This window comes from Alkalibacillus sp. S2W (assembly GCF_046764385.1).
GTDB classification, from domain to species: domain Bacteria; phylum Bacillota; class Bacilli; order Bacillales; family Alkalibacillaceae; genus Alkalibacillus; species Alkalibacillus almallahensis.
This window is the reverse complement of the sequence record NZ_CP177234.1, coordinates 1,682,739-1,708,881: the sequence shown is the minus strand read 5'-3', so window position 1 is coordinate 1,708,881 and position 26,143 is coordinate 1,682,739. Positions and strand designations below refer to the sequence as shown.

Here is a 26,143-nt window from a genome sequence, read left to right as displayed (position 1 = left end):
AGTTTGGAAGGAGGGGTAGCATGGCTGAGAAGCCAATCGAATCACAAGAAGCAGAACAACAACAGAATCAGGACCAAGAACAAACACAAGCTCAAGACCAAGGGCAAGAACAAGAACTAACATTAGATCAAACAAAAGAGCAATTACTTGAAACAGGTAAAAAACGAGGTGTCCTCGTTTATGAGGAGATTGCAGATAAATTAGGTCATTTTGATTTAGATTCTGAACAAATGGATGACTTCTATGAAACCCTAGCTGATCAAGGAATCGATATTATCGGCGAAAATGATGACCCTAATTTGCAAAAAATCACGAAAGAAGAAGATCTTGACTTAACGGATCTAAGTGTTCCTCCAGGCGTTAAAATTAATGATCCTGTTCGCATGTATCTAAAAGAAATAGGTCGTGTCGATCTGTTATCTGCTGATGAAGAAATCGATTTAGCGACTAGAATTGAACAAGGTGACGAAGAGGCTAAACGTCGTTTGTCTGAAGCTAACTTACGTTTAGTGGTGAGTATTGCAAAACGTTATGTCGGCCGAGGGATGCTATTTCTTGACTTGATTCAAGAAGGTAATATGGGCTTAATCAAAGCCGTTGAGAAGTTTGATTACCGTAAAGGGTTCAAGTTTAGTACGTATGCAACTTGGTGGATTAGACAAGCTATAACACGTGCTATTGCTGACCAGGCTCGTACCATTCGTATTCCAGTTCACATGGTTGAAACCATTAATAAGTTAATCCGTGTGCAAAGACAATTACTTCAAGATTATGGTCGTGAACCAACACCTGAAGAAATTGCTGAAGAGATGGATTTAACTCCTGATAAAGTTCGAGAAATTCTCAAAATTGCTCAAGAGCCTGTCTCGCTTGAAACACCAATTGGTGAAGAAGATGATTCACACTTGGGAGACTTTATTGAAGACCAAGAGGCAACTTCACCTTCAGATCATGCTGCTTATGAATTATTAAAAGAACAACTTGAAGATGTATTAGACACATTAACCGATCGTGAAGAAAATGTTCTGCGACTCCGCTTTGGTTTAGATGATGGTCGAACACGAACATTAGAAGAGGTTGGTAAAGTCTTTGGTGTCACTCGAGAAAGAATACGCCAAATTGAAGCTAAAGCCTTACGTAAATTAAGACATCCAAGCCGCAGTAAACGCTTAAAAGACTTTCTTGAGTAACCTCTCCAATTCGGAGGTGCAGCACGTGAATGATGAACGAGATAAAGTCATTATCGATGAAATAAAACATTGGAAACAATCGAAATTATTACCTGCTGAATATTGTGATTTCTTATTAGCGCTTTACACATTTGGTGAAGGGGTAGAAGAGGATGAAAAGTCAATCCAAAAACGTAAACGGCGTCAAACGCTGATTTATGTTGACCTTATCTTTTTAATTCTTCTTCTCCCAGCTTCATTATTAATGTCTGTCATTATGGAGCTGAATGTCTATGTTGATTTGACACTCTCCATCGGAATTTTATTGATTCTAATTGGTCATGTTTATTGGTTTAAACGACGAGCCTCGTCCATGATTCATATACCTGTTATGTTAGTTTTTTTAATATTATTAATTAGCTCCATTTCGTTTATTAGCTCGATATATGGAGATGGTATAATATTGAACAGTATTGTTGCTGTTCATTGTATATTATGGATTATAATTGGTGTTATTTGGCGCTATTACTATTTAACAGCTTCTGGAATTGTAGGTATCATGTTATTAGCATCAATGATTTTTTTATAATAATTTCACATTTTATCTCTTTTAGAATCTCTGTTTTTAAAGTAAAATATAATTAGTTATGCATACATATATGGTGACATAAGGAGGATAAGACTGATGAGCAAAAACCCTGTAGTACCGTTTGCGACAATTGCCGTTTTAGGAATTATAGCTATTATTGTGATGAGCGGTGTTGGATTAAATCAAATGCAATCTGCTGATGATGCAGAAAATGGTGAACAGACTGAAGAACAGTCATCTAGTGATCCAGAAACACATTACGAAAACAACTGTATGTCATGCCATGGTGAAGATTTAGGTGGCGGAACTGGACCTGAACTACAGAACGTTAGTGAACGTTATTCAGTTGAAGAACTACAAGATATTATTGCTAATGGTGTTGAAGGTAGTTCCTTGATGACTGGTGATTATGCAAATGATGAAGAAGCTAAAATGATGGCCGAATGGTTATCAGAACAATAGTGTCAAAATGATTGAAGTCCAGAAGCGTGTTTGTAAGAATGATACAGACAACAGTTTCTGGGCTTTTGTTTTGTTTACATCAATGTTGTAGAAGGAGATTCATAATGAAGACGATTCCTTTATCAAAACGTTTAAATACAGTGAAACAACTTATACCGAAATCATGCAATGTAGTTGCTGATATTGGTTCAGATCATGCTTATTTACCATGTCAAATCTGCCTTGAAAATCCCGATTTAAAAGCAATTGCTGGTGAAGTTAATGATGGGCCTAAGCAAGCAGCTTTAAACCAGGTCAAACATTGGCAATTAAGTGATCGAATCGATGTTCGTTTAGGTGATGGTTTATCTGTTATTGATTTTGGAGAAGTTGATTGTGTAACGATTGCAGGGATGGGTGGAGCTTTGATTACGCATATTTTAACTAAAGGTATAGCTAAATTGAATGGTCAAGAAAACCTTGTTTTGCAACCAAATATAGATGCTCATTTAATCAGACAATTTGCTAATGATTATGGTTATTATATCGAGTATGAAAATGTACTCGAAGAAGATGGTTATTATTACGATATAATAGTACTAAAGCACAGTGTTTCATCAGTGCATTATTCAGATAAAGAAATTTATTTAGGACCATTAATGCTTAACCAACCTAATCAAGCATTTTATGAGAAATGGCTTCGTGCCTATAAAAAACAACAACTCATTGTCGATGAAATGCACAAAGCTAAAGAACCAAATCTAGATAAAATCAAACGATTTCAAGAAGAGTTATTATGGATAGAGGAGGCGTTAGATCTATGACACAGAAGGTACAAACCAAAGATATTATCAATGTATTAGAATCTTTTGCACCGAAAAGTTTAGCTTTTGAGGGCGATCCGATTGGGTTACAAGTTGGTGACTTAAATAGTTCGGTTGAAAAGGTCATGATCACGTTAGACGTACTAGAAAGCGTAGTTGATGAAGCCATTGAACAAAACGTTGATTTAATTATTGCTCATCATCCATTTATTTTTAAACCTTTGAAATCGATTAACACAAATGATGAAAAAGGGAAAATCATTAATAAGCTAGTCAAGCATGACATTACTGTTTATGCAGCTCACACCAATTTAGATATTGCGCAAGGTGGAGTAAATGATTGGTTGATGGAACAATTAGGATTACAACCAGAAGGTGTTGTTGTCCCAACTACGCAAGACACTTTGTATAAAATGGTTGTTTTTGTACCGACATCACATGAAGATGAATTGCGAAACGCGTTAGCTGAAGCAGGAGCAGGCCATATTGGTGAGTATAGTCATTGTACCTTTAATAGTGAAGGGTTCGGTACATTTAAACCACAAGAAGGAACGAATCCTTACATTGGAACGACAAATGAACTAGAAAAAGTTCAAGAATTACGTATGGAAACAGTCGTTCCAGTTTCTATATTACAAGATGTGATCGATCAAGCTAATCAAGCACATCCTTATGAAGAAATGGCATACGATGTTTATCCTTTAGAGCTAGATGGTGAACCATTAGGTCTTGGTCGTATGGCAACACTAAATGAAACAACGACATTAGAGCAATTTGCTCAAACAGTTAAGAAAGCCTTTAATGTTCCACAACTTCGTTTTGTAGGCCGTTCTAATAAAAAGGTTAAAAAAGTTGCAGTCATCGGTGGGGACGGTAATAAATTTATTCATCAAGCAAAACGGCAGGGTGCTGATGTGTTAATTACAGGTGATGTTTATTATCATACGGCGCATGATGCTTTAGGAATGGGACTTGGAATGATCGACCCTGGACATCATGTTGAAGAAGTGATGAAAGATGGCTTAAAGAACGAATTAGAATCTCGCACTGAAGCAAACGGGTATGATGTGTCGTTTGTTAGTTCTAATCAAGTGACAGAACCATTTCAATTTCTAGGTGATTGATATTTAAATATTTAAAATCTTTTTACTTGTTTTAAGTTCATTGACATGTACAGATGCGATTGTTAATCTACTTTTAATATTTATCTTTCGCTATATCTTTTGTGAACTGAGTTATAGCTTTAGGGTGAATAGTTGTAAAAAAGGAGATGAGTTAATCGTGTGGGAGAACAAATTTGCGAAAGAAGGGTTAACATTTGATGATGTGTTGCTCTTGCCAGCAGAATCTAATGTGATACCTAATCAAGTGGATGTCGCTACTGAATTAACACCATCTTTAAAATTGCAGAAACCAATGATCAGTTCAGGTATGGATACTGTCACTGAAGCTGATATGGCCATTGCAATGGCAAGACATGGTGGTTTAGGTGTCATTCACAAAAACATGTCAATTGAAGAACAGGCTGATCAAGTTGACAAGGTTAAACGGTCAGAACGCGGTGTTATTACGGATCCATTTTATTTAACACCAGAGCACCAGGTATATGATGCAGAGCACTTGATGGGCAAGTATCGTATATCTGGCGTTCCAATCGTGAATAACAAGGAAGATTTGAAGCTTGTCGGTATTATTACAAACCGTGATCTTCGCTTCATTCATGATTATTCGATTGCTATATCGGATGTCATGACAAAAGACGGGCTTGTCACTTCCTCGGTTGATACAACATTAGAAGAAGCAGGCCATATTTTACAAAAGCATCGAATAGAAAAATTGCCATTAGTAGATGAACATCAAGTTTTAAAAGGGTTAATTACGATTAAAGACTTGGAGAAAGACATTGAGTATCCGAATTCAGCTGTTGATTCAGCAGGACGTTTACTTGTTGCTGCCGCTGTTGGTGTTTCTGGTGATACATCAAAACGAATTGAGAAATTAGTCAATGCTGGCGTCGATGCATTAGTTATCGATACAGCTCATGGTCACTCGCAAGGAGTGCTGGACACTATTAGTATGATCCGCATGCAGTACCCTCAAATGAATATTATTGCAGGGAATGTTGCAACAGCTGAAGGTACAAAAGCCTTGATCGAAGCAGGTGCGGACGTAATTAAAGTAGGCATTGGACCTGGTTCGATTTGTACGACACGTGTAGTCGCAGGTGTTGGTGTTCCGCAAATCACGGCAGTATTTGATTGTGCGAATGAAGCTCGGAAGCACCAAATTCCAGTGATTGCCGATGGTGGAATTAAATATTCAGGTGACATTGTTAAAGCACTTGCTGCTGGTGCTCACGCTGTGATGCTTGGTAGTATGTTAGCTGGTACAACAGAAAGTCCTGGAGAAGTTGTAATTTATCAGGGACGTCGATTTAAAACGTATCGAGGTATGGGTTCTGTTGCGTCTATGGAGAAAGGCAGCCATGATCGATACTTTCAGGAGGATAATAAGAAATTTGTTCCTGAAGGAATTGAAGGTCGAGTTGATTATAAAGGACCTGTAGCCGATACCCTTTATCAAATGATTGGTGGGCTGAAGTCAGGCATGGGATATTGTGGCTCACCTAGTTTAATTGAGCTAAGAGAAGAAGCTCAATTTATCAAAATTACAGGTGCAGGTCTAAAAGAAAGCCATCCACATGATGTACAAGTAACAAAAGAAGCGCCGAATTATTCGGTTTAATGAAAAGGATTAACACACGATTAACAATTATATAATTTAACCGTAGCTTTCATATAGACTTACGAATATGGCGTAAGTGTTTCTACCGAGTTGCCTTAAACAACTGGACTATGAAGGTGGGTTGTTCTGTACAATTCTGCCTTCATGTATATTTTGAAAGGTTGAATTGTATTTTTTGTTAATCAAAAGGGGATAATGATATGACAACCATTCATGAAAAAGTAATTGTTTTAGATTATGGCAGTCAATATAATCAGTTAATTACTCGAAGACTTAGAGATATTGGAGTTTATAGTGAACTTCATTCCAATCGCTTAACTGCAAGCGAATTACAAGAGTTAAATCCAACTGGCATTATTTTATCTGGAGGTCCAGGGAGTGTTTATGATTCCAACGCTAATCAAATCGATCAAGATATTTTTGAATTAGGTATTCCAGTTTTAGGTATATGTTATGGGATGCAGTTAATGGCTCATCATTTAGGTGGGACTGTTGAGAAAGCCTCGAATCGTGAATACGGGAAAGCATCAATTGAAATTAATCGTTCATCGAAACTCTTTGAAGCTCTACCTGACCAACAAACAGTTTGGATGAGTCATGGCGATTTAGTAACGGAAGTACCAGATGGTTTCGACATCAATGCGATTAATGAATCGTGTCCAATTGCTTCGTTTAGTCATGAAGAAAAAGCATTTTACGGCGTTCAATTTCATCCTGAGGTAAATCATACTGAGCATGGTAATGATATTTTAAAACATTTTGTCTTTGATGTTTGTGGATGTCAAGGCGAGTGGACAATGGACCATGTTGTTGAAATGCAAATAGAAAAAATTCGTGAAGAAGTTCAAGACCGTCAAGTTTTATGTGCATTAAGTGGCGGTGTAGATTCATCAGTTGTGGCTGTATTGTTACACAAAGCGATTGGTGATCAATTGACTTGTATTTTTGTTGATCATGGATTATTACGCAAAAACGAAGCATCTGATGTGATGAAAATGTTCGAAGAAGGCTTTAACATCAATGTGATTAAAGTCGATGCACAGGACCGATTTTTAGATAAATTATCGGGAGTATCTGATCCTGAGAAAAAACGTAAAATTATCGGTAATGAGTTTATAGAAGTTTTTGATGATCAAGCTGAACAGTTAACGGATATTGATTATTTAGCACAAGGAACTTTATATACAGACATTATCGAAAGCGGAACTGAAACAGCTCAAACAATTAAATCTCACCATAATGTTGGTGGATTACCTGAGCATATGAATTTAGAACTGATCGAACCATTAAAAGCCTTGTTTAAAGATGAAGTGAGACGTTTAGGTGAAGAACTAGGAGTGCCAGAACATATTGTTTGGCGCCAACCGTTCCCAGGACCTGGCTTAGGGATCCGGGTTTTAGGTGAAATTACTGAAGAGAAATTAGAAATCGTCAGAGAATCGGATGCTATTTTGCGTGAAGAGATCAAAATAAATGATCTAGAACGTGATGTATGGCAGTACTTCACAGCGTTACCTGGCGTTCAGAGTGTCGGTGTACAAGGAGATGAAAGGTCATATAATCATACTGTAGCTATTCGAGCTGTCACTTCGGTTGATGGTATGACCTCAGACTGGGCACGATTGCCATGGGAAGTTTTAGAGAAAATCTCGAATCGTATCACTAATGAGGTCAGTCATGTCAACCGGGTTGTGTATGATATTACAAGTAAGCCACCTGCTACAATTGAGTGGGAATAAATGAATTTTTTGTTTTGTGATGTAACAATCACGAAATCAAAAAGCACTTAATAATCAATCACTAGTTATGAGTGATTGATGGATAAAAAGACCCCAACCTGATTTTAATTGAATCAAGTTGGGGTTCTTTTGTGTTATGAATCGGTTAAGTTAAACGCGTTTTTTAGGTTTAACTTTCGGTAGAATCTTTTGTTTCGTAACTTTACTTGTTATATCCCAAGTATCTTCGCTCTTAGGATCGTATTGTTCGATGAATTTTATAACTTCTTTGGCAATTGGTGTTGGTGTTGATGCACCTGCTGTAACAGCTACGGTTTCACATTGATCTAACCATTCTAGCTGAATTTCAGAAACATCAGCAATCCGGTAAGCTTCTGTACCTGCCTTTTCTTTAGAAACTTGAGCCAATCGGTTGGAGTTATTACTTTTTGGATCCCCGACAACTAAGGTTAAATCAGCGTCTTTTGCCTGTTCTGCAACTGCTTCTTGTCGTACTTGTGTTGCCATACATATCTCTTGTTCGATCTCAGTTTGTGGATATTTTTCTTGGACTTTGAGCATCGTATCGTAAACATCCCATTGGCTCATAGTGGTTTGATTGGTTACGAGTATTTTTGAATCCGCTGGTAAATCAAGGTCTTCAACTTCTTCATCGTATTGAATTAAGTGAACATGATCTGGCGCAACACCAACAGCGCCTTCTGGTTCAGGATGCCCTTTTTTTCCAATATAAACAATTTCATAACCATTATTTACATGTTCACGAATTAAGTCATGGGTTCTTGTGACATCAGGGCATGTGGCATCTAAAACGGTCAACCCTTTTTCTTCCGCGATTTGTTTAACTTCGGGAGATACACCGTGTGCTGTGAATACAACTGTTCCTTCATCAATATCTTTCAATAATTCTTCACGTGTTTTATCTTTACCATCAAGTGTGACGACACCTTCATCTTCAAACGCTTGCGTAACATGACTATTATGAACAATCATGCCGAGTATATAAATTGGGCGTGGTAGGTTTTGGTCTTTTGCTGCATTGCTGGCAATAACCATGGCGTCAACCACACCGTAACAATATCCCCTTGGCGCAATTTTAATGACTTCCATGTCAATATGGCCTCCTCATGTATATATCTCTATTCGCTATTATAATCGTTATAGCTCACTTTGACAAAATCTTTGAATGAGTAGCATTTGCAAAGCGTGTCGTTTATAATTGATTTTAGAAAGAAAAGGAGTTCGGATAACTATGAAACAATACTTTCAATCATATGATTTATCACATGAAATGCTAGGGATGATCAATCAGTTAGGGTTTGAATACTCAACTGATATTCAACATCGCGTCATTCCTAAAGCATTAAAAGGACAAAACATCATTGGACAATCTCAGACGGGAACAGGTAAAACGCATGCTTATTTAATACCGTTATGTGATCAAGTGAATGAGGACCGTCAAGAAACCCAGAAGATCATTATTACACCAACAAGAGAATTAGCGATGCAAATCTATGAAGAAGTTAAAACAATGATTTCTTTATCTAATGAAGCATGGACATCGAAGTTAGTTATTGGAGGAACTGATAAACAACGATTAGAACAAAAAATGCAAAAACCTCCTCACATTATTGTTGGTACACCTGGACGTATACTTGACTTTATGCAATCACAAACAATTAACCCATCGACGATCAACAGTGTCGTCATTGATGAAGCGGATTTGTTAATTGATTTAGGGTTGATTGAAGAAGTCGATGAGGTCTTGTATCGTATGCATGAGAACGTCCAGACGATGGTATTCTCAGCAACCATACCAAAAGGATTACAACCATTTTTAAATAAATATTTAACAAACCCGAGCCATATTCAAATTGAAGAAAATGTATTGAGTCCAGAACAATTAGAACATCGATTGATTCCGTTGAGACATCGGGAGGTCGCAAGTATGATCGAAGCTGCCTCTAAGCTTATTCATCCTTATATTGCTTTAATATTTGTTAATAAGAAAGAGCATGCAGATGAGTTAGCTGATCAGCTTATGGACCGTGGGCTCGAAGTAGGTGTTATTCATGGTGGCTTAAAACCCCGTGAAAGAAAGCGAATCCTTAAAGATTTAAAGTCACTGCGTTATGAATATATAGTGGCTACAGACTTAGCGGCACGAGGCATTGATATCCCAGGGGTCAGTCATGTATTTAATGCTGAGATGCCATATGATGAAGAGAGCTATATTCATCGAGTCGGACGAACAGCTCGCGCAGGTCTTGAGGGGACAGCTGTGAGTTTTTATCAAGAGAATGATCTTGCTTTAATTCAATCATTAGAAGGCCGTGGTATTCAATTTGAAAACTATGATATTAAAAATGGTGAGTGGGTACCCGTTAAGAAATGGAATGAGCGTAAGAAAAGAGAGGCCCAAGATAATGAGCTGAATCAAAAAGCATGGAAACAAGTTAAAAAACGAAAACAAGTTAAACCAGGTTATAAAAAGAAAATGAAGCAAGAACAAGAAAAAGTAAAAAAAGAACTTAAACGCGATCAATATCGTAAAGGAAAAGGTAAGAAGGGAGATTAAACAATGAAATTAGGATCACATGTATCAATGAGTGGGAAGAAAATGCTTCTTGGGTCCAGTGAAGCAGCTGTAGAATATGGTGCTGATACTTTCATGATTTATACAGGTGCACCTCAAAACACGCGTCGTAAGGCAATTGAAGAACTAAATATAGAGGCAGCTAAAGAGCATATGAATCAACATAATATTGATGAGATTGTTATTCATGCCCCTTATATTATTAATATTGGTAATACAAATAAGCCTGAGACATATGAATTAGGTGTTAATTTCTTACGTTCTGAGATTGAACGGACAGAAGCAATTGGAGCAAAACAAATTGTTTTGCACCCAGGCTCGCATGTTGGCGAAGGTGTAGAGCACGGAATTAATCAAATCATTCAAGGACTTAATGAAGTCTTTGAAGAGAATCGTGATGTTCAAATTGCTCTTGAAACAATGGCTGGTAAGGGCTCAGAGGTAGGTCGTTCTTTTGAAGAAATTGCTCAGATTATCGATGGGGTTAAGCATAATGAACGTTTATCCGTTTGTTTAGATACATGTCACATCCATGATGCTGGATATGACGTAGTAAACGATTTTGATGGTGTTTTAAAGCAATTTGATGAAATTATTGGCTTGGATCGTCTAAAAGTTGTCCACGTGAATGATAGTAAAAATGAACGTGGCGCCCAAAAAGACCGCCACGAAAATATAGGATTCGGTCATATTGGATTTGATGCATTACATTACGTTGTACATCATGACCAGTTGGCACATTTACCTAAAATCTTAGAAACGCCATTCGTCGGTACAGATAAGAAAAATAAAAAACCACCTTATCGTTATGAAATAGAAATGTTGAAGGAAGGAACTTTTGATCCTGATTTAAAAGATAAAATCATGAATCAGTAAATTACATTAAGTGGTGAATATTGAATTGGTCAACTAACTGATTTAATAATTTCTCTGCATCATGAGCTTTATCTTTACCGAATTGCAATTCTATATATTGTAACGTTTTAAGTCGGTCCTTTTGAGAAAAAGGGTCGACTTTTTCATTTTTAATAAAATTTAAAAGCGCTGATGCTTCTTCCATTGTTAGTGGAATGCCGTACTCGTGACCATATTGTACGACTTCACTAGGTGTTGCCTGATGTAAGCGTCTACGAACTAATTCTTTAATCATCGTGTCACTCCTTATGTCGTGATGTTTATTAATATGCGAATAAGGGAAGAGTGTTCTTTGGAGTCAAAATACCTGCTTGGTCTTAAAACTTTTTAAGACTTGACCTTGTTATTATGATTTGTTGCACAAGCAGGCAAGGAAAGGATGTTGGCATGAAGTTAAAGCATTATGGTTTGTTCTTTATTACGATTATGCTGATTGTTACAGCGTTTATCGTTAATAATTTATATTATGAACAGACAATAGACGAATTGGAAGATGAGAATGATCGTCTACAAGAACAACAAGCCGATACTTCTGAAAAGGAACCTATGCAGTCTGTTCACTTAGACTGGAGTGCAGATTTTTCTTATCAAAGCTGGGAAAAAATAGAACAAAAGGCTAACAATATGGTTGAAGATAGTGATGGCGAATTTGATAAATCATGGGCTTTGTTTTTAGTACAAAAAGCTAAAGCATATGATATCGACCCATTTATTGTATACGAATTGCTTAAAGTAGAAACAGGGAACACATTCGACCCTAAGTTAGTTGGTCCGCCAACTGATTATGGGCGTGCTTATGGCATGTCCCAATTTATGGAAAATACAGCGCCATGGATTGCTGACATGGCTAATTTACCTTATGAAAAAGAGTTGTTGTTTAATCCAACCTATAGTATCCAATTATCGGTTGTTTATTTAGACCATTTATATGGGAAGTATGGGAATTGGGATGAAGCTCTAACAGCTTATCACCGCGGCATTGGTGGCTTAGATCAATATCAAGCTGAAAATGGACATGCTGAAAGTTGGTATGCTGTTGAAATTCAGAAAAAAGCAGAACAAAACCGAAGCGTCGCTTATACTAATTAAGCAAACTGCATAATTTTTGATATCCCTCACACACTATAGACAAGCTATAGAAAGTGAGGGATTTTTATGAGCAACGACGATCAACAACCAAAAGACTATAGCCAAGATGATAATTATTTCGAACAAAACAATGGATTTAACCAATCATATGACCCCGTAACAGGTGTCAAAATGGTTGACAATCACAACGATAAAAATGATCAAGATGTTGAATTTGCAAGTGATACAGCAACCATGAATCCAGACGAATTAGATAAAGATAAGATAAAAAAAGAGGAAAAGGAATCGCATTATGAGGAACATGTTGACGCTGGTTGGGGATGGATTGCTTTAAGTGCATCATTTATATCGTTTTTTGTTTGGACATTTTTATTCGCTTTAATTGGTGTAGTGATGGGAATTTATGCAAAACGTCGTGGTGCTAATACACTAGGTAATATTGCTATTGGAGCAGCATTAGTAGCTGTTCTTATTCGATTATTTGTATTTCCATTGATATAAATAAGGACCCGTCAGCTTATTTTGACGGGTCCTTGTTTATTATATTTCTTGTTCTTCACGTTGTTTTTGATAATGTTCTTCAGCTAACTTATCGACTTCTTTTTTCAGTTCATCCACCATAATGTCTTCAGGTACTTTTCGGATAATTTCCCCGTGACGGAATAATAGACCTTCACCACGTGCACCAGCGATCCCAATATCAGCTTCACGTGCTTCACCTGGTCCGTTAACAGCACAACCTAAAACGGCCACTTTAATCGGTGCTTTAATCTGTTGGATATATTCTTCAACTTCATTGGCAATCGAAATTAAGTCGATTTCAATACGTCCACATGTTGGACAAGAAATAAGGGTTGCAGCATTAGATGCTAATCCAAATGATTTGAGTAACTCTTTTGCCACTTTAACTTCTTCAACTGGATCAGCACTTAAAGATATGCGTACTGTACTACCAATTCCTTTGTTTAAGATGGCGCCGAGACCTGCAGCACTTTTAACTGTACCAGCAAATAAAGTGCCTGATTCAGTAATTCCTAAATGAATAGGATATGAAATATTTTCAGCTGCTTTTTCGTATGCTTCGTTGGCTAAATGAATATCAGAAGCTTTTAGAGAAACAACGATATCATGGAAGTCGAGATCCTCTAAAATTTTAATATGATGCAAAGCACTTTCAACCATGGCATCAGCTGTTGGATAACCGTATTTTTCAAGTAAATGGCGTTCTAATGAACCAGCGTTAACACCGATTCGAATTGGAATGCCTTTTTCTTTAGCCGCATTCACGACAGCTTCAATCCGTTCACGCTTACCAATATTACCTGGATTGATTCGGATTTTATCAGCGCCGCCTTCAATAGCTTTAAGGGCTAAACGGTAATCAAAGTGAATATCGACAACTAAAGGAATATTGATTTGCTTTTTAATTTCAGGGATTGCGTCAGCTGCACGATCATCAGGGCAAGCGACACGAACAACTTGGCACCCTGCTTCTTCTAAACGATGTATTTCATTAACTGTAGCTTCTACGTCATGTGTTTTAGTTGTTGTCATCGATTGGATAATGACATCGTCACGTCCACCAATCACAACATTTCCTACTCGAACAGGTCTTGTATCCTTACGATGAGTAATCGCAGACATATGTTCAACTCTCCTTTTGTGATGGAACAAATCTTTTTTTATAGTTTCATCAATGATAATAACACAAATATAGTTTAACATGCTAATAAGAGAGACTGCTATAATAAAGATAAAATGGATAAGGGGAGAGAATGATATGGACAGTATGATAGGTTTGTTTGTCCTAACGACGTTAGCTATGTTTTTCTTTTTTGGTGAAATATTAATTAGGATGAAAGGGATAGGAGCATTAATAGGTGTTATTACAATTGGTATGTACTTTTCAGCCAATTTATCATTGATGGATTTAATTTTTGTAGGTATTGGTTTTGCTGTTGGTTTGGGAATGATTATAGTGGATGGCAAATTTCTTAATGAAGGGATTTTGGGTATTATTGGGTTTATTGTCTTGAATTTTTCAATCGCCTTCGCTGCCCCAGACCCATTATCTGCTACTTATAGTATTGCGGGGGTGATTTTGGGGTCAGTCTGTAGTTTGATACTACTCAAGGTGCCAAAATTACCAAAAAGAAAAATGTGGGGGAAAATGACTTTGAAAGATCAACTGACAAGTGAACAAGGTTACAATTCGATTAATGAATCACACACACAACTAGTCGGGAAAAAAGGTGTTACCGAGACTATTTTAAGACCAACAGGAACGATTGTTATTGATGATGAGCGTTATGATGGGGTATCACAAGCAGAGTGGATTGAACAAGGTGAAAACATAAAAGTGGTCAGTGTTGATGGTACCAGGATATTGGTTGAACGATTAGATTAGTAGAAAATAGGGTATTTTATTCATAATGTAAAGATTGTGTAAAGAATGACTTTAAAGGGTTTACTTTAATAGCTATTATAAAACATAATAGGTTCGTTGTGTTTAGACAACAATCGATAAATTTTTACTACGAGGTGACACAAATGGATGGTATTTCAATTCAAGATATCTTATTTACTTTTATTGGTGGTTTAGCAATCTTTCTATTTGGTATTAAATATATGAGCGATGGCTTACAGCGTTCAGCTGGTGATAAGCTACGCGATATATTAGACCGTTTTACAACAAACCCTTTCATGGGCTTATTAGCTGGTATTATTGTAACTGTCTTATTGCAGTCCAGTTCAGCAACAACAGTTCTGGTTGTTGGTTTGGTGAATGCTGGGTTTATGACGTTAAGACAATCAATTGGTGTTGTTATTGGTGCTAACATTGGTACTACAGCTACAGCATTTATTATCGGTATTGATATTGAAGCGTATGCCCTACCAATCATGGCAGTAGGTGCACTATTACTCTTCTTCTTCAAAAATAAGAAAATCACTTATTTTGGTCAGACAGTGTTTGGTTTTGGTGCCCTATTCTACGGAATGAAATTAATGGGTGAAGGCGTTAGTCCGCTTGAAAACTTACAAGCTTTCGAGGATCTAACAATAACCATGAGTGATATTCCTATTTTAGGTACGGCAATTGGTGCGGTCTTTACAGTAGCTGTACAGAGTTCATCAGCAGCTATCGGTGTCCTGCAGTCCTTATATGCTGAAAATGCCATAAGCTTAGATGCTGCGTTACCAGTTTTATTTGGTGATAACATCGGTACGACAATTACAGCTGTTTTTGCTGCGATTGGTTCTAGTGTTGCAGCTAAACGAGCAGCAGCTTCCCACGTAATCTTTAACGTTGTCGGCGCCACATTATTTATTGTTTTACTCGTGCCATTTACAGCATTGATTGAGACGTTAGCAACAGCATTATCATTAGGACCTAAGATGACGATTGCATTTGCTCACGGAACGTTCAACTTATCAAACACAATTATTCAATTCCCATTCATTGGATTCATTGCGTATCTGGTAACTAAGATTGTTCCTGGTGAAGAAAGAATCGTTGAATCTAAACCACAGCATCTTGATCCGATCTTCTTGTCACAATCGCCTTCAATGGCTATTGCACAAGCGAAAAGTGAATCACTACACATGGGTCAATTAGCAATCAAAGGTTTAGAAGAAGCACGTGAGTATTTAAATACAAACCAATCAAAACACTCTGAAATTGCTTATTCGATAGAAGATGCGATTAACAATCTTGATAAGAAGATTACGAACTATTTAACACAAGTATCCAGTGAAGACATTAATGAATCTGATAGTGCCATTCATTCATCAGTCGTCGATATTGTGCGTGACATTGAACGAATTGGTGACCATTTTGAAAATATTATCGAATTAAATGAATATAAAATTACAAACAAAGTTAATTTAACTGAACAAGCTATGGAAGATTTAAATGAGATGTTTAAGTTAACACTTGATACAGTTGAAAAAGCGATTAAAGCTTTTGAAGATAACGACGCTGAACTAGCCCGAAACGTGATGAACAAAGAAAATGAAATTGATGAAATGGAAAGATCTTACCGTAAGAAGCATATCCTTCGATTAAATGAAGGAAAATGTAGCGGAACGGCTGGTATCATTTTCGTTGATATCATTAGTAACCTAGAAAGAATCGGGGACCATGCGTCCAATATTGCGCAAGAGGTTGACTTAGAAGAAAGTTAATTCAGTGCTTAAATAGTTGACAGGTAGAAGTATCATTCTTTTACCTGTCATCATTTTTCATTTTGTTAAAAAGTTAAATCCCATGATGTTGACAAGGTCACAGTATCATGGTAAATTATATCTCGTCGCTGTTCTTAGTGACGAGATCATATATTCCAGCGTAGCTCAGAGGTAGAGCAATCGGCTGTTAACCGATTGGTCGCAGGTTCGAATCCTGCCGCTGGAGCCATGGCGGTGTAGCTCAGCTGGCGAGAGCGTACGGTTCATACCCGTGAGGTCGGGGGTTCGATCCCCTCCGCCGCTATTTATACATAATTAACTAAACATGGCGGTCGTGGCGAAGTGGTTAACGCACCGGATTGTGGTTCCGGCACGCGTGGGTTCGAACCCCACCGGTCGCCCCATGTTAACAGGGACCCTTAGCTCAGTTGGTTAGAGCTATCGGCTCATAACCGATCGGTCGCAGGTTCGAATCCTGCAGGGTCCACCAAATTAATTCAAATATCAACGGAGGAGTACCCAAGTTCGGCTGAAGGGGGCGGTCTCGAAAACCGCTAGGGGCTTTACGGCCCGCGGGGGTTCGAATCCCTCCTCCTCCGCTGTTTTAAAGCTTATCTTAGATAAGCTTTTTTTAATGTTATTTAATTAAAACATGTTTCGTTTGATCGTACTGATGTTTTTTGTAATAGTTAATAATCTGAGGTAAATAAGTTGCTAAGTCAGGGCAAATGATACCAGTACCTTTTAATTCATTTAGAGTTTCACTGCAATCATAATAGACATTACAAATAAAGTAATCCAGCGCTTCTTGTTCAATACCAAGCCATTTCCTTATGAATGAAAATCGTAGTGTGAATCGCGCAAATGAATAGGGCATTTGTCCAACTGGTTGTCTGTTTAAGTAATGGTATGTAAACATCGAATAAACAGTTTGTGCTTGATAGGGACGAGGATCAGTTAAGTGAAAAGTCTTATTAATAGCTGTTTCACTATGTAATAGATGAATGGAAGCGGCCACTATATAATCAATTGGGACGAAATTAGCTCTAGCTTCTTGTTGTCCAATGTAAGGCAAGATTGGTGCGTGTTGTAATGAGTTTAATGTGTTCAGTATAAAGTAAGGTCCATCAAACTTATCCGTTTCACCACTTTTGGAGTCACCTATGACGATTCCTGGACGAATAATCGTTGTTGGGACATGATTTTTAATCTCTTCAACCAATAATTCTGCTTCATACTTGGTTTGTTCGTAGTGGTTTTTAAAATTTGCGGGCTGAGTTATTTCACTTTCATAAACAATGCCTTCTCGATCACCTGAAACAAAAGCTGTGCTGTAATAGACATAACGCTCTAGATGAGGACAACTTTTGGCGAATTGATTAATATGATGCGTACCATTCACATTTACATTATTGGCAAGTTCGTATGAAACAGCTAAGTCGTAAATGGCTGCCAAATGAATGAGATGAGTGGTATCATGGCTTACTTTTTCAAATTCAGATTGATTCCAATTTAAAGATGGTTCTGTAATGTCGGTTTCGATGATCTCATAATCAATGGCATAATTAGTTGTTATTCTTTCAATCATCTTTTCAGCTTTGGATTTCATTGAAGGTAAAACTAAGAGATAAAGTTTAGAGACATATTGACGGGATACTAAATCGTGAATGAGATGATTAGCTAAAAACCCTGGAAATCCAGTGATTGTATAGGTGTATTTCATATAACTCCTCCTTATTAACACTATATTACCATATTTTTCTGAAATTTTAAGTTTATATTAGATGTTTAAGCTAATAAATGACGTGGTAAATTTTCTATGTAAGTTAAATTAAGGCATAAAACTTGCATAAACTGAATGCGATTGATAATCTTTTAATTGAGTGGAAATTCTGAAAAACTTCCACCGTATTATGTAAAGGAGGATTTAATTATGGCTAAATTTGAACTACCAGAATTACCTTATGCATACGATGCATTAGAACCACACATTGACAAGGAAACGATGAACATCCACCACACGAAGCACCATAATACGTATGTTACGAAGTTAAACGCAGCGCTTGAGGGACATAGTGATCTTCAAGACAAATCACTCGAGGAATTACTACAAAACTTAGATTCACTACCTAGTGATATTCAAACAGCTGTACGTAATAATGGTGGTGGCCACGCTAACCACGCACTATTCTGGACAGTATTATCACCAAATGGTGGTGGCCAACCAACAGGTGAACTAGCTGATAAAATTAATGAAAAATTTGGCAGCTTTGAAGATTTTAAAGATCAATTCAAAGCAGCTGCTACAGGACGTTTCGGCTCAGGTTGGGCTTGGTTAGTTGTTAAAAATGGTGATTTAGAAATCACTTCAACGCCAAATCAAGATACACCAGTTATGGAAGGTGTTACACCAATCTTAGGCATTGACGTTTGGGAACACGCTTATTACTTGAAGTATCAAAACCGTCGCCCGGATTATATCGATGCATTTTGGAATGTCGTTAATTGGGACGAAGTAAGTAAACGTTATAACGATGCTAAATAAATAAACGTTTTTTAAGCTTGCATTCAGTATCTACTGGGTGCAAGCTTTTTATTTTTGAACAAATTGAATAAGCACCTCATTACTGTCAAAAATAAGAGACAGAAAAGAGGGTTGTATATGCTTTTGTTCAACCAGTTAAATGAAGATGTGTCAGAGAATGAACGAAAGAATTTAAAGTTATTATTGTTAATCGGCTTTTTATATACGTTAGGTATTTTCTTATCGAATATCTTTGTTAACATTTTTCTTTGGAAACAATCGGAGGACATTGAAGTTGTAGCTGTCTATAATTTGTTAATTGCGATTACCCAAATATTGACTTATTTTTTATTTGGTAAGTGGGCTAAGCGAATTGACCGTGTGTTGATTTTACGGCTGGGGATTGTGCTCATTAGTTTATTTTTTATATCTGTTTTAAGTTTTGGTGATCAAGCTGCAGAATATAATTATCTTCTCGGAGCTTTACTTGGATCTGGGTATGGCTTTTTTTGGTTAGCGTTTAATGTTTTAACGTTTGAAGTGACAGAACCATATACACGAGATTACTTTAACAGTACATTAGGCATGCTTCAGTCTTTCAGTGGGATGATTGGACCTATTACAGCCGGATTTATTATATCTTCGTTAGAAGGCTATAGTGGGTATTTGACGATCTTCTTTATCTCGTTCTCGCTATTTATCTTAGCGATTATTTGCAGCTTTTTTATGGAACGAAGGAAAGTTGATGAACGTTATCTTCTTCGTATTGCTTTAAATGAGAGAAAGAAAAATTTTAATTGGCGTTATTTACTGCATGCACATTTTTTCCAAGGATCGCGTGAAGGAGTTTTCTTATTTTTAGTCGGCTTAATTGTTTATATTGGAACGACGAGTGAAATGACGGTAGGGATTTATAACTTCATATATGCACTGACATCACTGGTCGCTTATCGAATTGTGGCTAACTATGTTAAACCTTCTAATCGTTTGCGCTTTATTACAATTGGTGCTGTGACATTGTATTTATCTGTGTTTTGGCTATTACAATCTGATTTATCATATGAGTTTTATGTATATGGAGCTATGGTTGGTATTGTTTTTCCATTACTTTTTGCTCCATTCATGTCGATATCTTATGATGTCATTGGTGAAGCAAGTGAAGCCAAAGAATACCGAATCGAATACATTATTCTTCGAGAAATTGCTCTTAACTTCGGACGAGCTAGTTCGTTGCTACTATTTTTGCTTGGACTTCAGGTGTTCCCACAAAGAATATGGATGACTTATGCCATTATCCTTTTCGGTGTTGGCTATTTAATTGTGAATATGTTAGTTGTTCGGATTTATTCGAAAGATTGACAAAAAACTGTTGCACTTAGCTCCTTATCGTAGACTATAAATGATGCTATAATGTAGTTATGTATATGAAGGGAGAGGAGCTTGAAAGTGAAACAGAAGAAAAGTAAGTCACATTTACCCCTTCGATTAAATTTATTGTTTTTTCTTATCTTTTTATTGTTTTCATTACTCATATTACAATTAGGTGTCGTTCAGATATTATATGGACAAGATGCACAGGAGGAAATTAACCGAACCGATCAAGAAACATCGAAAAATCCTGTTCCTAGAGGTCGGATGTTTGATCGTACTGGAGAATTAATGGTTGATAATGAACCAGTCCTAGCGATTACTTATACACCACCTAAGAACGTTCAACCTAAAGATAACTTAGAAATAGCCAAAACGCTGGTTGAATATATTGATATGACGGAAGAAGAGGTTGATTCCATTACCGAGAGGGATTTAAAGGATTATTGGATAATGGAAAACCATGATAAAGCTTATGGACGTTTGAGTGCAGAGGAAGAAGATTTAGATAGTGATGAACAATATCAATTAGTACTTGAAAAAATTAAAGAAGAGGATATTAATAACTACTCTGATCAAAAATTAGAGATGATCGCGATCTTTCGTAAGTTAAATCAAGCTAGTGCCTTAACACCTCATATTATTAAGCGAGGTGAATCGGTTACGAATGAAGAGTATGCCATCATTGCAGAGAACTTAAGTAAGTTTGATGGTGTCAATGTCACCACAGACTGGGATCGTAATTATTTAGTTGAAGACGACGCATTTAAGAACTTTATTGGTAGTATATCAAGCACTGACCAGGGGATTCCAAACGCTCAATTAGATTATTTCCTTTCACATAATTATAGTCGAAATGATCGCGTAGGCCGTAGCGGCTTAGAGGAATACTATGAATTACAATTATCTGGTCAAAAAGAGATCCGTGAACATATAACAGATTCAAGTGGAAATGTCTTAACGAGTGAACTCGTACGAGAAGGCGAGCGAGGCAAGGACTTAGTCTTGTCTGTTGACCTCGAATTACAAAAACGTTTAGATAAGATAGTTGGTGAAGAACTAACGGAAGCAATTGAAGGTGATCCACATGAGAACCGAAATATGGATTCAGCAATGGCGATTATGATGGAACCAAATACTGGTGAAATACTAGCGATGTCGGGACAAACATACAACCGTGGTGCACAAGGTGATGAGCCCAAGCTTTCAGATGAATCATTCAAGGTTGTTAACAATGCTTATCAACCAGGTTCAGTGGTTAAGGGTGCAACTGTTCTTGCTGGTTTAGATTCTGGGGTGATTTCACCTGGAGAAGTGATTAGAGATCAAACGATTCATTTACCTAATGGAGGAACATTTAGTTCTTATAGTACACTTGGTTCATTGAATGATATTGGTGCACTAAGAGAATCATCAAACGTTTATATGGGATTCATTGCGATGCGTATGAATGGGGAATGGTCTGGTCAATATGATTTTCGTGGCGAAGGTATCAGTTATAGTCAGCAAGCCTACTTCGATTTAAGAAATTATTATTCTCAGTTTGGCCTAGGTGTTGAAACAGGAATCGATTTACCTTATGAATCAACTGGTTATGAAGGGCCTAATGATAATCCAAACCCAGGTAAGCAAATGCAGTATGCCATTGGACAGCATCACTCATATACGACCTTACAATTAGGTCAATATGTATCAACAATTGCTAATGATGGCTATCGCATGGCACCAAGATTAGTGAAACAAATGCATAATCCTGGTGAAACAGCAGGGTTAGGACCATTATATGAAGCTTTGGAGCCTAAAGTATTAAATAAAATTAATATGGATGATAGTTATATTGATCGTGTTCAGGAAGGGTTTAGGCAAGCCTTTCAAGAATCAGGTGGTACAGGAGAACCGTATTTTAGTGACAAAGATTATACATCTGCAGGTAAATCAGGTACAGCTCAAACTGAAAAAATTGTAAATGGCGAGAATCTAGGTGATGTCCATAACCTAAATTTAATTGGGTACGCCCCTCACGACGATCCTGAAGTAGCATTTGCGGTTATGGTACCACACGCAGGAACGGATACTGATGAATCGCCAAATTATAAAATAGGCGAACGAGCACTGGATGCTTATTTTGAGATCAGGGATGATCGAGCTTCAAGCGAAGAAAGTCTAGAAGAAGAAACTGAAACAGAATCAGCTAACTAAAAAAGACTGTAAGCGACTTTTGTTTAAAGGTCGTTTACAGTCTTTCTTTATAAGGTGTAAGTAATTTTTGATTCGTTATGATGTAGTCAACTGGTTGGTCGAATTCATCAGATGGTAGTGAGTTGACGAGTTGTTCTTCCATGGCTAGGCTAATGGTGGTTTGATGAAAGTTAGGTAAATAACGGTCATAATACCCTCCGCCATAACCGATGCGATAACCTTGTTGGTCAAATAGTAATCCTGGTACAAATAATAAGTCGATTTGAGACGGGGCGATATAACGTACGTCATCCGTTTTAGGTTCATAAAGGTCTAAATAGACATTTTCAAGTTCTAATCGATTTGTATATTCATAAAACTTCATATCGTGATCTTGTTTGGGATAGCACTTTGGAATAGCAACTTTTTTGCCTTCCTTCCAGGCTTTATTAATAATTTGATGAGTATCTAGTTCTTGTTCACGTGGAATAGTAATGGCAATGGTCTCCGCTTGCTTCCACATATCAGTGGTATACAAAATGTCTTCAATTGTATGTCGAGCATCTTGTTTGTCTTGAGAGGGTATGTAAGCCATCAACCGTTTTGCGAGCTTGCGAAAGGTTTGCTTGTACAAAAGGAACAACTCCTTTAAATTCTGCCAATATAAAGAAAAACAGCAGGAAATCCTACTGTTTTACTTCGTTTCACGGTGTAACGTATGACGACCTAAACGTGGAGAATATTTTTTCAATTCAAGACGATCTGGGGTTGTACGTTTGTTTTTAGTTGAAATATAGTTACGGTCACCAGTTTCCGTGCAAGCTAGTGTAATTTGTACACGCATGGATTTTCCCTCCGTTTCATTAATACAATCAATTTGACTTAATTATCATATCAAAATTATATCATACGTTCAAGAAAATTTTCTAGATAACTCAACTTATGAAAAGGATTTCTCTTGTATTATTGAACATGATAAACTAGTAACATGAATGCTATTTAATGTAAGGTGTGACAGAGTTGATTTATGTATTAACGACTTTATTAGTTATTGGTATTAGTTTGTTCATCATATCCTTTTTTATGAGTAATCGATTTATTGATCTAGAACAAGAGTTGGAACAATTGTCTATGAGTCAAATTCAAAACCAATATGTACTTAATAATAAAATTAAAGTATTAGAAGAAGAATTATTATCAGAAACGATGGATATCAACTTCCATACTAAACAAGAGCAATCCGTTAAGGAAACTGGGAGTGAACATAAGGAACCTGCTATTGTTGCAAAGGTCAAAAGTTTACATCAACAAGGTTATAATCCTAAAGAAATTGAACAACAGACAGGGTTGGCAGAAGATGATGTTAAGATTATTATTCAGCAAAAGTCAGATAATCAACTATTTGCCTAGCTTTGAAGGAAAGGACGCGTAATATGAAACCAATTGTCATGTCTTTTTCATTGGGTCTTCTTTTATCAACCGTTATTATAGGAGTTGTTTATTTCATTGAAATGGACAACCAAGCAGGAGCTGAAACGATGTCAGAAAAGGATAGCGAGTTGAATAATGAAGAAGAGGCAATGACAGAAGATGAAGCAAGAGCATTATTAGAAGAACAAGATCATGTCGTCTTAACGAGTTCTGAACATGAACAATTAATGAATTTAGAAAAGGACAATGCACAATTAGAAGATAAGATATCTCAATTAGAAAAAGGGAATGAAAATAGTGGATCATCCCAGAATGTGGGATATGAATTAGTCATTGAACAGGGGATGGGTCTTGAAGAAGTTGCTTCTCAGTTGCAAGAAGAAAATATTATTGAAGACCAATCGAAACTGAAGGAATATTTCCGTGAGAATGATTATAGTCGTTCGATTCAAACGGGGTCTTTTATAGTGACTCCTAATATGAGCTTAGACCAAATAGCGATTACGATGACAAATTAGTATGTGATTTTAGAACGGGGTTACGCGGATGTATATACGAGAACGATATCGAATGTTAAAGTTAATTGATCAATTGATTAATAATCAATTTGAAGTTAGATTTGTTTCGGAATATCGAGATTTTGTTGTTTTAGAAAAGTATGAGAAACGTCAAAGCTATATTGTGGCTGTCGCTCATCAATTATTTGATTGGAGCAATCATTTACAAAGAGATATTAATCAAAAAATCAATTATTTAAATAAAAACGCTCGTTTATTTAGGGGACGTAAACAACATTATAATATTGTTTACGTCGCAGATCTTCCACCTGTTGATGACTGGGAAAGTGCGATCACTTCAGCGCAAACAAATGATTCTAATCATCAAACAACGTCAGTTTATTATCTACATGAAAACGCGATCAGCCAAGAGTTGAATCGCTTATTTAACAACTTGCATACCACAATTGATGAAACGATTGTGACTTCTGAATTTGAAGAAGAAGATTTAGACCGTCAAGTCGTTTATTTAGAGCAGAAAATTATTGGTTATCATAAAGCTAAGGAACGTGAGTTTAATCGAGTATTTTTCTATGGTAAGACGAAACTCACTTATCTATTAGTTATGGTGAACTTACTTGTTTTTGCTTTTGTTGAAATGTATGGAACGAGCACAAACACAGCTCATTTAATTGATTGGGGTGCTAAGTATAATCCTGCTATTGCTGATGGAGAGTGGTGGCGAATTGGTTCATCGATGTTTTTACACATTGGCGCTTTCCATTTATTTATGAACATGTTAGCCTTGTATTTTTTAGGAGAAGTAACTGAAAAAATATATGGTACTAGTCGCTTTTTATTTGTCTATAGCTTAGCTGGATTATTTGGTGGCGTCGCAAGTTTTGCGACGAATGATGCAGTAGCAGCTGGTGCGTCAGGTGCTATTTTTGGTTTGTTTGGGGCCTTATTATTTTTTGGTTTAAATTATCGTGAGCTGTTTTTTAAAACAATTGGAACAAACCTACTTTTTATTGTCGGACTTAATATCGCATTAGGCTTTGTAGTGCCTCAGATTGATAACGGGGCCCATTTGGGAGGTCTTATAGGCGGCTTTTTAGCAGCTCAAATTGTTCAACTCCCTTATAAACGTCAACTTTTTCGTGCAATTGCATCATCTGTTCTTTTTATTGGCTTACTAATTGGAATGGGTTTCTATGGTTATTCTAATGCTAAACAACCAGAGAACCCTCAAGCATTAGCATTACTAGCACAACAGCAAATTGAACAAGAAAATTATCAAGAGACAATCGATTTGTTAACGACAAGTGTTAATGAGAATATTGATCACGAGTATGTTTATTTTTATCGTGCCATTGCCTATTTAGAAACTGAACAATATGATCAAGCTGAAAGTGACTTAAAAGAATCAATAGAGATCAATCCCGATTTGGGTGAAGCTCATTATAATTTAGCTGTATTATATAGACAGACAGGTGAAGATCAAAAAGCTGTTGAATATGCCGAAAAAGCAGCTGAGCTAAAACCAGATCATGAACAGTTTCAAAAGTTTTATGATGAGCTTACTGAATAATGAAAGGTGACACTAATGGAAACATTAATCGATATCCAAAAACTTCTGAAACAATTTGGAATTTTTGTCTATATTGGTAATCGACAATCTGATATAATCATGATGGAACACGAAATAAGAGAGTTATACGAAAATGGGTTGATCTCTATTGAAGAGTATCAACGCGCTTTGTTAGTATTAAACGCTGAAAAGAACAACAATTAATAACCGTTTAAATATGTTTACTTTTGTCGAAAACGGGAATTAAGAAAAGTGCTTTTGT

General features: G+C 36.7%; 26 protein-coding genes, 5 tRNA genes and 1 riboswitch. Of the genes, 25 read left to right on the top strand and 6 right to left on the bottom strand.

Annotation, left to right across the window (positions count from 1 at the left end; genetic code table 11):
* Positions 1-20: 20 nt before the first annotated feature.
* From rpoD to guaA, 7 genes are all read left to right on the top strand, one after another.
* Positions 21-1,190 (top strand): RNA polymerase sigma factor RpoD, encoded by a 1,170-nt coding sequence (gene rpoD, locus ACKXGF_RS09210; RefSeq protein WP_411953466.1) that lies wholly within the window; start codon positions 21-23, stop codon positions 1,188-1,190.
* A gap of 25 nt (positions 1,191-1,215) precedes the next feature.
* The gene (locus tag ACKXGF_RS09205) at positions 1,216-1,758 is read left to right on the top strand and encodes a hypothetical protein (protein WP_411953465.1); all 543 of its coding nucleotides are present in this window, start codon (positions 1,216-1,218) and stop codon (positions 1,756-1,758) included.
* 96 nt (positions 1,759-1,854) lie between these two features.
* Positions 1,855-2,220: a cytochrome c550 gene (cccA, locus tag ACKXGF_RS09200; protein ID WP_411953464.1), complete on the top strand. Its 366-nt coding sequence runs from the start codon at positions 1,855-1,857 to the stop codon at positions 2,218-2,220.
* 104 nt (positions 2,221-2,324) lie between these two features.
* Positions 2,325-3,023, top strand: coding sequence for a tRNA (adenine(22)-N(1))-methyltransferase (locus ACKXGF_RS09195; protein WP_411953463.1), 699 nt, complete (start codon positions 2,325-2,327; stop codon positions 3,021-3,023).
* Positions 3,020-4,147, top strand: coding sequence for a Nif3-like dinuclear metal center hexameric protein (locus ACKXGF_RS09190; RefSeq protein WP_411953462.1), 1,128 nt, complete (start codon positions 3,020-3,022; stop codon positions 4,145-4,147). The genes ACKXGF_RS09195 and ACKXGF_RS09190 overlap by 4 nt, the downstream gene beginning before the upstream one ends.
* Before the next feature lie 157 nt (positions 4,148-4,304).
* On the top strand, positions 4,305-5,768 hold the full coding sequence (gene guaB / locus ACKXGF_RS09185; RefSeq protein ID WP_411953461.1) for an IMP dehydrogenase: 1,464 nt from the start codon (positions 4,305-4,307) through the stop codon (positions 5,766-5,768).
* Positions 5,769-5,797: 29 nt separating this feature from the next.
* Positions 5,798-5,899, top strand: a riboswitch (purine riboswitch).
* Positions 5,900-5,968: 69 nt separating this feature from the next.
* Positions 5,969-7,507: a glutamine-hydrolyzing GMP synthase gene (gene guaA / locus ACKXGF_RS09180; RefSeq protein WP_411953460.1), complete on the top strand. Its 1,539-nt coding sequence runs from the start codon at positions 5,969-5,971 to the stop codon at positions 7,505-7,507.
* A 150-nt stretch (positions 7,508-7,657) separates the two neighbouring features.
* Here the strand turns inward: guaA and ACKXGF_RS09175 are convergent, their stop codons facing one another.
* Complete coding sequence (locus ACKXGF_RS09175) at positions 7,658-8,617, bottom strand: 4-hydroxy-3-methylbut-2-enyl diphosphate reductase (RefSeq protein WP_306974501.1); 960 nt, start codon at positions 8,615-8,617, stop codon at positions 7,658-7,660.
* Positions 8,618-8,759: 142 nt separating this feature from the next.
* On the opposite strand from ACKXGF_RS09175, the gene ACKXGF_RS09170 reads away from it, so the two are divergent.
* Entirely contained in the window at positions 8,760-10,085 is a 1,326-nt protein-coding gene (locus ACKXGF_RS09170; RefSeq protein ID WP_411953459.1) for a DEAD/DEAH box helicase, read from the top strand.
* A 3-nt stretch (positions 10,086-10,088) separates the two neighbouring features.
* Positions 10,089-10,979 (top strand): deoxyribonuclease IV, encoded by an 891-nt coding sequence (locus ACKXGF_RS09165; RefSeq protein ID WP_167264199.1) that lies wholly within the window; start codon positions 10,089-10,091, stop codon positions 10,977-10,979.
* A 1-nt stretch (position 10,980) separates the two neighbouring features.
* Here ACKXGF_RS09165 and ACKXGF_RS09160 read toward each other — a convergent pair whose 3' ends face one another.
* Positions 10,981-11,253, bottom strand: coding sequence for a DUF2624 family protein (locus ACKXGF_RS09160; RefSeq protein ID WP_411953458.1), 273 nt, complete (start codon positions 11,251-11,253; stop codon positions 10,981-10,983).
* A 152-nt stretch (positions 11,254-11,405) separates the two neighbouring features.
* Here ACKXGF_RS09160 and ACKXGF_RS09155 point away from each other — a divergent pair, with 152 nt between their 5' ends.
* Positions 11,406-12,107, top strand: a complete 702-nt coding sequence (locus tag ACKXGF_RS09155) for a lytic transglycosylase domain-containing protein (protein WP_411953457.1) — start codon at positions 11,406-11,408, stop codon at positions 12,105-12,107.
* Positions 12,108-12,173: 66 nt separating this feature from the next.
* Complete coding sequence (locus tag ACKXGF_RS09150; protein WP_411953456.1) at positions 12,174-12,608, top strand: hypothetical protein; 435 nt, start codon at positions 12,174-12,176, stop codon at positions 12,606-12,608.
* Between the two features lie 39 nt (positions 12,609-12,647).
* Here ACKXGF_RS09150 and ispG read toward each other — a convergent pair whose 3' ends face one another.
* Complete coding sequence (gene ispG, locus ACKXGF_RS09145) at positions 12,648-13,751, bottom strand: flavodoxin-dependent (E)-4-hydroxy-3-methylbut-2-enyl-diphosphate synthase (protein ID WP_411953455.1); 1,104 nt, start codon at positions 13,749-13,751, stop codon at positions 12,648-12,650.
* A 136-nt stretch (positions 13,752-13,887) separates the two neighbouring features.
* Here ispG and ACKXGF_RS09140 point away from each other — a divergent pair, with 136 nt between their 5' ends.
* From ACKXGF_RS09140 to ACKXGF_RS09110, 7 genes are all read left to right on the top strand, one after another.
* On the top strand, positions 13,888-14,514 hold the full coding sequence (locus tag ACKXGF_RS09140) for an NfeD family protein (RefSeq protein WP_411953454.1): 627 nt from the start codon (positions 13,888-13,890) through the stop codon (positions 14,512-14,514).
* Positions 14,515-14,657: 143 nt separating this feature from the next.
* Positions 14,658-16,292 carry a Na/Pi cotransporter family protein gene (locus tag ACKXGF_RS09135; RefSeq protein ID WP_411953453.1) on the top strand — a complete coding sequence of 545 codons (1,635 nt, stop codon included), beginning with the start codon at positions 14,658-14,660 and terminating at the stop codon, positions 16,290-16,292.
* Between the two features lie 154 nt (positions 16,293-16,446).
* Positions 16,447-16,521, top strand: a tRNA-Asn gene (locus tag ACKXGF_RS09130).
* 1 nt (position 16,522) lies between these two features.
* Positions 16,523-16,596: transfer RNA gene (locus tag ACKXGF_RS09125), tRNA-Met, on the top strand.
* A 24-nt stretch (positions 16,597-16,620) separates the two neighbouring features.
* Positions 16,621-16,696: transfer RNA gene (locus ACKXGF_RS09120), tRNA-His, on the top strand.
* A gap of 9 nt (positions 16,697-16,705) precedes the next feature.
* A tRNA-Ile gene (locus ACKXGF_RS09115) sits at positions 16,706-16,782 on the top strand.
* A gap of 19 nt (positions 16,783-16,801) precedes the next feature.
* A tRNA-Ser gene (locus ACKXGF_RS09110) sits at positions 16,802-16,891 on the top strand.
* A 38-nt stretch (positions 16,892-16,929) separates the two neighbouring features.
* On the opposite strand, the gene ACKXGF_RS09105 is transcribed toward ACKXGF_RS09110, so the two are convergent.
* On the bottom strand, positions 16,930-18,015 hold the full coding sequence (locus ACKXGF_RS09105) for an SDR family oxidoreductase (RefSeq protein WP_411953452.1): 1,086 nt from the start codon (positions 18,013-18,015) through the stop codon (positions 16,930-16,932).
* Positions 18,016-18,225: 210 nt separating this feature from the next.
* Between ACKXGF_RS09105 and ACKXGF_RS09100 the strand changes: the two genes are divergently transcribed.
* The 3 genes from ACKXGF_RS09100 to ACKXGF_RS09090 all read left to right on the top strand — a co-directional run bounded on the left by ACKXGF_RS09100 (position 18,226) and on the right by ACKXGF_RS09090 (position 22,383).
* A complete protein-coding gene (locus tag ACKXGF_RS09100) occupies positions 18,226-18,837 on the top strand; it encodes a superoxide dismutase (RefSeq protein ID WP_306974487.1) in 612 nt (203 codons plus the stop codon).
* Between the two features lie 117 nt (positions 18,838-18,954).
* Positions 18,955-20,175, top strand: a complete 1,221-nt coding sequence (locus ACKXGF_RS09095) for an MFS transporter (protein ID WP_411953451.1) — start codon at positions 18,955-18,957, stop codon at positions 20,173-20,175.
* Positions 20,176-20,262: 87 nt separating this feature from the next.
* On the top strand, positions 20,263-22,383 hold the full coding sequence (locus ACKXGF_RS09090) for a peptidoglycan D,D-transpeptidase FtsI family protein (protein WP_411953450.1): 2,121 nt from the start codon (positions 20,263-20,265) through the stop codon (positions 22,381-22,383).
* 34 nt (positions 22,384-22,417) lie between these two features.
* Here ACKXGF_RS09090 and ACKXGF_RS09085 read toward each other — a convergent pair whose 3' ends face one another.
* Entirely contained in the window at positions 22,418-22,996 is a 579-nt protein-coding gene (locus ACKXGF_RS09085) for a 5-formyltetrahydrofolate cyclo-ligase (protein WP_411953449.1), read from the bottom strand.
* A gap of 60 nt (positions 22,997-23,056) precedes the next feature.
* On the bottom strand, positions 23,057-23,206 hold the full coding sequence (gene rpmG, locus ACKXGF_RS09080; RefSeq protein ID WP_167264229.1) for a 50S ribosomal protein L33: 150 nt from the start codon (positions 23,204-23,206) through the stop codon (positions 23,057-23,059).
* 176 nt (positions 23,207-23,382) lie between these two features.
* On the opposite strand from rpmG, the gene ACKXGF_RS09075 reads away from it, so the two are divergent.
* The 4 genes from ACKXGF_RS09075 to ACKXGF_RS09060 are packed head-to-tail and all read left to right on the top strand — an operon-like array spanning position 23,383 to position 26,085.
* Entirely contained in the window at positions 23,383-23,772 is a 390-nt protein-coding gene (locus tag ACKXGF_RS09075) for a hypothetical protein (RefSeq protein ID WP_411953448.1), read from the top strand.
* A gap of 23 nt (positions 23,773-23,795) precedes the next feature.
* Positions 23,796-24,311: a hypothetical protein gene (locus tag ACKXGF_RS09070; RefSeq protein ID WP_411953447.1), complete on the top strand. Its 516-nt coding sequence runs from the start codon at positions 23,796-23,798 to the stop codon at positions 24,309-24,311.
* A 28-nt stretch (positions 24,312-24,339) separates the two neighbouring features.
* Positions 24,340-25,881, top strand: a complete 1,542-nt coding sequence (locus ACKXGF_RS09065; RefSeq protein WP_411953446.1) for a rhomboid family intramembrane serine protease — start codon at positions 24,340-24,342, stop codon at positions 25,879-25,881.
* 15 nt (positions 25,882-25,896) lie between these two features.
* A complete protein-coding gene (locus ACKXGF_RS09060) occupies positions 25,897-26,085 on the top strand; it encodes a YqgQ family protein (RefSeq protein WP_411953445.1) in 189 nt (62 codons plus the stop codon).
* Positions 26,086-26,143: the final 58 nt, after the last annotated feature.

Coding starts and splice junctions, on each gene's coding strand:
- rpoD (WP_411953466.1), top strand. CDS start 21: ATGGCTGAGAAGCCAATCGAATCACAAGAAGCAGAACAACAACAGAAT.
- cccA (WP_411953464.1), top strand. CDS start 1,855: ATGAGCAAAAACCCTGTAGTACCGTTTGCGACAATTGCCGTTTTAGGA.
- ACKXGF_RS09195 (WP_411953463.1), top strand. CDS start 2,325: ATGAAGACGATTCCTTTATCAAAACGTTTAAATACAGTGAAACAACTT.
- ACKXGF_RS09190 (WP_411953462.1), top strand. CDS start 3,020: ATGACACAGAAGGTACAAACCAAAGATATTATCAATGTATTAGAATCT.
- guaA (WP_411953460.1), top strand. CDS start 5,969: ATGACAACCATTCATGAAAAAGTAATTGTTTTAGATTATGGCAGTCAA.
- ACKXGF_RS09175 (WP_306974501.1), bottom strand. CDS start 8,617: ATGGAAGTCATTAAAATTGCGCCAAGGGGATATTGTTACGGTGTGGTT.
- ACKXGF_RS09170 (WP_411953459.1), top strand. CDS start 8,760: ATGAAACAATACTTTCAATCATATGATTTATCACATGAAATGCTAGGG.
- ACKXGF_RS09165 (WP_167264199.1), top strand. CDS start 10,089: ATGAAATTAGGATCACATGTATCAATGAGTGGGAAGAAAATGCTTCTT.
- ACKXGF_RS09160 (WP_411953458.1), bottom strand. CDS start 11,253: ATGATTAAAGAATTAGTTCGTAGACGCTTACATCAGGCAACACCTAGT.
- ACKXGF_RS09155 (WP_411953457.1), top strand. CDS start 11,406: ATGAAGTTAAAGCATTATGGTTTGTTCTTTATTACGATTATGCTGATT.
- ACKXGF_RS09150 (WP_411953456.1), top strand. CDS start 12,174: ATGAGCAACGACGATCAACAACCAAAAGACTATAGCCAAGATGATAAT.
- ispG (WP_411953455.1), bottom strand. CDS start 13,751: ATGTCTGCGATTACTCATCGTAAGGATACAAGACCTGTTCGAGTAGGA.
- ACKXGF_RS09140 (WP_411953454.1), top strand. CDS start 13,888: ATGGACAGTATGATAGGTTTGTTTGTCCTAACGACGTTAGCTATGTTT.
- ACKXGF_RS09135 (WP_411953453.1), top strand. CDS start 14,658: ATGGATGGTATTTCAATTCAAGATATCTTATTTACTTTTATTGGTGGT.
- ACKXGF_RS09105 (WP_411953452.1), bottom strand. CDS start 18,015: ATGAAATACACCTATACAATCACTGGATTTCCAGGGTTTTTAGCTAAT.
- ACKXGF_RS09100 (WP_306974487.1), top strand. CDS start 18,226: ATGGCTAAATTTGAACTACCAGAATTACCTTATGCATACGATGCATTA.
- ACKXGF_RS09095 (WP_411953451.1), top strand. CDS start 18,955: ATGCTTTTGTTCAACCAGTTAAATGAAGATGTGTCAGAGAATGAACGA.
- rpmG (WP_167264229.1), bottom strand. CDS start 23,206: ATGCGTGTACAAATTACACTAGCTTGCACGGAAACTGGTGACCGTAAC.
- ACKXGF_RS09070 (WP_411953447.1), top strand. CDS start 23,796: ATGAAACCAATTGTCATGTCTTTTTCATTGGGTCTTCTTTTATCAACC.
- ACKXGF_RS09065 (WP_411953446.1), top strand. CDS start 24,340: ATGTATATACGAGAACGATATCGAATGTTAAAGTTAATTGATCAATTG.
- ACKXGF_RS09060 (WP_411953445.1), top strand. CDS start 25,897: ATGGAAACATTAATCGATATCCAAAAACTTCTGAAACAATTTGGAATT.